The sequence below is a fragment of the Oleiphilus sp. HI0128 genome (assembly GCF_001635365.1).
The window spans coordinates 1-5,452 of record NZ_LWGG01001053.1 but is presented as its reverse complement, the minus strand read 5'-3'; the positions used below and the strand labels follow the sequence as shown (position 1 = coordinate 5,452).

The window sequence follows — 5,452 nt, the reverse complement described above, 5'->3', positions numbered from 1 at the left end:
CAAAGCCTATTCCACTGAAGACAGCACAAGATTACCTTACACGCGGCGACAAAGACCTTCTTATGGAAGAAGTAATCGAAAACTTCCATAAGATAAAAAAGCTGTACGACGTAATAATCATTGAAGGAATTGTTCCAACAACAGACGAAGCTCATACCAGCGTGCTCAATAAGGAAATGGCAAACAGTCTCGACGCAGAAATCATTCTGCTTGTGCCAATGACCTCCTTGCCAAGCAATTGTTCAGTTGATACCTTCGATGACCACCTAAAAACATCCTTGAGCCTATTCTCCTCAATTAAAGCCGGTGTCATTGGCTGTATTTTGAATAAAGTAGGCTGCGCACAAAACGCCAAACAACTGCACGATGATGCGATTTCGCTCACCGAAGCAACAGAGGTCGAAAACTGCCAACAACTACTCAGCACCAGCACCTTAATAGAAGCATCCACAGTGCTTAGTGAAAGTTTTCATTCTATAGGCCAGATACCGCTTGTACCGGCTTTACAGGCGCCGCGAGTCTTTGATATCGCAAATGAGCTACAAATGAAGGTTGTACCCGGAACGGGTAACGAGGAGATTTTGCGTACCCGAAGGGTTACGAGGATCGCCATTTGCGCGCGCAGTGTTAGCAATCTCATCAGTGCCCTAACCCCAGGCTGCCTGCTGGTAACCCCTGGCGATAGGAGTGACGTGCTACTTGCTGCTGGAATGGCGGTACAAAATGGCCTTCCTCTAGCGGGCATCGTGTTAACGGGCAACTACCAACCCGACGAAAGTATTCTCGACTTCTGCCGCCCGGCACTTCAAAACGGCTTACCACTGCTTAGTACGCATCATGACACCTTTGAAACCGCCGTCGCATTATCCAAGCTTGAAAACAAAGTTCCGCTAGATGATTTAAATAGAATGGATGAGGTAATGACGACAGTTGCCGACCATCTGGATATAGACTGGCTCAAGCTACACTGCGATAAAGAACGCGCAACACGCCTTTCTCCGCCGGCATTTCGCTATCAATTATCTGAAAATGCGCGCAGTGCAGCTAAGACGATCGTATTACCTGAAGGCAATGAACCAAGAACGATATGTGCCGCTATTGCTTGCCATGAGCGAGAACTAGCTCAGTGCATACTAATCGGGAAGCCCGATGAAATTAAGGCGGTCGCAAGTGCTCAGGGTGTTACGCTTTCGAGTGATATTCAGATCGTCGACCCTGACGAAGCACGTGAACGCTATGTCATCCCAATGACAGAGATCAGAAAGCATAAAGGCGTGAGTCACCAAATGGCGCGAGCAATGCTAGAAGACAATGTCGTACTCGCAACGATGATGGTGGCGCTAGATGAAGTTGACGGGCTTGTATCAGGAGCTGTTCACACAACAGCCAACACTGTGCGCCCCGCGCTTCAGTTGATTAAAACAAACGATTGCGCCAAGGTAGTGTCTTCAGTTTTCTTCATGTGCCTCCCCGACCAAGTACTTGTATATGGTGACTGCGCCATCAACCCAGACCCGAATGCCGAACAGCTGGCCGATATTGCGATACAAAGTGCCGACTCAGCCAAAGCATTTGGCATTGACCCCAAAGTCGCCATGATTTCCTATAGCACAGGTGTAAGCGGCACCGGCGCAGACGTCGACAAAGTTCGTGAAGCTACTGAGATCGCTAAGAACTTAAGGCCAGACCTCGTAATTGACGGCCCCCTCCAATACGATGCGGCGGCGATTGAAAGTGTCGCCAAGAAAAAGGCACCGAACAGCCCGGTGGCCGGTCAAGCAACCGTTTTTATCTTCCCAGATCTAAATACTGGTAACACCACCTACAAAGCTGTACAACGTAGCGCCAATGTAATCAGTATCGGCCCAATGCTACAAGGTTTGCGCAAACCTGTTAACGACTTATCTCGTGGCGCATTAATAGAAGATATCGTCTTTACCATTGCACTAACGGCCGTACAGGCATGTCAGTCTGAACAAAAAGGCGATTAAAAAGCAAACCGAATTTAAGGCGCTATATCTTAGCGCCTTCATTTAGTTCGCCTCTAGTATTAGCAAAACCTACACATTCCGCTTACAGATCTAGGACTGAGATGCCTATAACAAAACACTATATCTAGTGCTAACATAAAAAGATAAGTAAGCACTAATTCTGCAAAGCCCATAAATACAAGCACCTTCCTTTTCCTCATATTTTATCGCCCCAAAGTATTGACAAACCAGTCTCGACCACCTTGATATTTACACAATAAAAAAATCGGAAAAGAAACTTCACACACCACAATATAGTGTTATACTTCCCGCATACACAACAACATGTAGTGGATACTAAAACAAAACGCCCCCTATATATTGATGTAATAAGGACAGTATTAGCCCCCAATGGACCAGCCTTTTTCGGGTTTTTACATACTGAACAAGCTTTGATGTCAGCGGCTTATGCCACTAAAGCTAGAAACAGTGTGCGGTAAAGTGATGTACCAAACTAACACTATATATAGAAGCGCTAATCAGCATTAACTCAGCCGTTTTAGCCTACTATTAATAACAACTGAAAAAATGATATTCCAGATAGAGGTCATACATGAACGCCAAAGTTGAACCACTTGTCTCTCCATTACCAATGCAAGACGCTTCTCAAGATATCTGGCACACTAAGTACCAGCTAAAAACTAAAACTGGTCAGGCCGTCGATCAAAACATTGACGCTACCTATGAGCGTGTTGCCAAAGCGCTTTCATCTGTAGAAGAAGAGGGCAAAAGAGAAACCGTCTACAACGACTTCAAGTGGGCACTAGAAAACGGCGTTATTCCAGCCGGCCGAATCATGTCTAATGCCGGCGCAGGCGAGCATAAGCCGGCAACATCAACCATTAACTGTACTGTCTCGGGTACTGTGTTCGATTCAATGGATGATATCTTGCTCAAAAACCATGAAGCAGGCCTAACTCTTAAAGCTGGTTGCGGTATTGGTTATGAGTTTTCAACGCTACGCCCTAAAGGTGCTTACGTTGCTGGTGCAGGTGCAACCACTTCAGGCCCTCTATCTTTCATGGATATCTTTGACAAGATGTGCTTCACCGTTTCATCTGCTGGTGGGCGTCGTGGTGCGCAAATGGCGACCTTTGATGTACACCACCCTGACGTTCTGGACTTCGTACGTGCAAAACGTGAAGACGGCCGACTACGTCAGTTCAATCTTTCATTACTAATTACCGAAGACTTCATTAAAGCGGTTCAGAATGACGCTGACTGGCAGCTATCCTTCCCTGTTACTGCTGAAGAAGTTGAAGAAGACAATCTTGACCTAAGTGATGAGAGCCAATTCGTATTTCGTAGCTTCCCAGTTAAAACAAGCTATATTACTAATGATGAAGGTCAGGTAGCGTGTCGCATTTATAACACTGTAAAAGCGAAGTACATCTGGGACAGCATCATGACGTCTACCTATGACTTCGCTGAGCCAGGCTTTATCCTTATCGATAAAGTTAACGAGATGAACAACAACTGGTATTGTGAAAACATTCGCGCAACCAACCCATGCGGCGAGCAACCTCTACCACCTTATGGCAGCTGCTTGCTAGGCTCGGTGAACCTGACCAAATTTGTTGAGCGTCCATTTACTGACAAAGCCTTTTTTAACTTCGAAAAGTATAAAAAAGCTGTGGGCATCTTTACGCGCATGCTTGATAACGTTGTCGAGATCAACGGCCTTCCGCTAATTGGCCAGCGTAACGAAATTAACTTCAAGCGCCGTCACGGTATGGGAATTCTGGGTCTTGGCTCTACCTGCACCATGCTTAAGATGGCTTATGGCTCACCTGAGTCAATCGAGTTTACTGAAAAGGTAAACCGTGAGATGTCTATTGAAGGCTGGAAACAAGGCCTAGCGCTTTCAGAAGAAAAAGGCCCTGCGCCAATCATGGAAGAGACCTTCATCGTTGATGAGGAGATGCTTCTTAAACGCCCTGAAATGAGAGCTGAAGGCTACCAGGTTGGCGATGAAGTAAAAGGTAAAGTACTTCACGCAAAATACAGCCGTTACATGCAGAAAGTTGGTGAGCATGAGCCGGAACTAATCGAAAAATTAGCCGAACAAGGTGCTCGTTTTACTCACCACACTTCTATCGCACCAACGGGTACCATTTCGCTTTCACTTGCCAATAACGCAAGTAATGGTATTGAGCCTAGTTTTGCTCATCACTATTCACGAAACATTATTCGTGAAGGCAAGAAGACGAAAGAAAAAGTAGACGTATTCTCATACGAGCTTCTCGCTTACCGTCATTTCGTCAATGCTGATGCAATGCCGTTTTCTACTGACCCGAAGACACAATTACCTGATTACTTTATCTCGGCAGATGACGTAACGCCTAAGCAACATGTAGACATTCAGGCGGCAGCTCAACAGTGGGTTGACTCGTCAATCTCGAAGACTGCAAATATTCCTACAGAGTTCCCATATGAGGAATTCAAGGATATCTACATGTACGCGTACGAGAAAGGCTTGAAGGGATGCACAACTTTCCGCTTTAACCCTGAAGCATTCCAGGGCGTATTGGTGAAAGAGTCTGATCTTGAGAACACCATCTACGAATTTACGCTAGAAGATGGTACAAAAGTAAAAGCGAAAGGTAACGAAGAAATAGAATACGACGGTGAAATTCATTCAGCAGCGAACTTATTCGACGCATTGAAAGAAGGTACCTACGGAAAATACTAGACATAGTGAGCAATACACTAAGCACCCTTCACTATGTAGCAGATTGATAGGTAAAAAATTATGGCAATTAAAATTGAAAAGAAAATCGTCGGTTATCAAGTAGACAACTCCGGTGATAAAGCGCATGTTGTAGACAACACGCCAAAGGTTGTTCCAGTAGAGATGAATGAGTCGATTAAACGACCAGACTATCTTCTCGGCTCAACTTATAAAATTAAACCACCCGTATCTGAGCATGCGTTATATATTACTATTAACGACATCATTCTTAATGAAGATACTGACCACGAAATTAGACGACCTTATGAAGTCTTCATTAATTCTAAGTCGATGGAACACTATCAGTGGGTAATCGCTTTAACTCGCGTTATCTCTGCCGTCTTCCGTAAAGGTGGCGACATCACCTTCATGATCGAAGAGCTATCTTCAGTTTATGACCCGAACGGTGGTTACTACAAGAAAGGTGGCGTCTATATGCCATCATTAGTAGCCGAGATTAGCTCTGTAGTCGAGAAGCACATGAAGACTATCGGTCTAATCAAGTCTGAAGAAATGAGCGATCATACAAAGCAGATTCTTGCTGAAAAGAAAGCCCAGTTCGAAAAGGAAGGCAGCGCTACTCACGTTAACACTGAAGAGCCACCTGAAGATAACCCATTCCCTGCTAACGCGACGCTTTGTAAGAAGTGCCACAATAAGTCGGTGATCGTTATGGATGGTTGCCAGACTT

At 45.1% G+C, this 5,452-nt stretch carries 3 protein-coding genes; all 3 read left to right on the top strand.

The features are described 5' to 3' along the window. Window positions 1-1,991, top strand: a 1,991-nt coding sequence (gene pta, locus A3763_RS17945) for a phosphate acetyltransferase (protein WP_068760284.1), incomplete at its 5' end; no start/stop codon positions are given. 592 nt (window positions 1,992-2,583) lie between these two features. Further along, window positions 2,584-4,722 carry an adenosylcobalamin-dependent ribonucleoside-diphosphate reductase gene (locus A3763_RS17940; RefSeq protein ID WP_068512703.1) on the top strand — a complete coding sequence of 713 codons (2,139 nt, stop codon included), beginning with the start codon at window positions 2,584-2,586 and terminating at the stop codon, window positions 4,720-4,722. Between the two features lie 60 nt (window positions 4,723-4,782). Continuing rightward, window positions 4,783-5,452: NrdJb (locus A3763_RS17935; RefSeq protein ID WP_068760278.1), on the top strand; the 670-nt coding region annotated here is incomplete at its 3' end.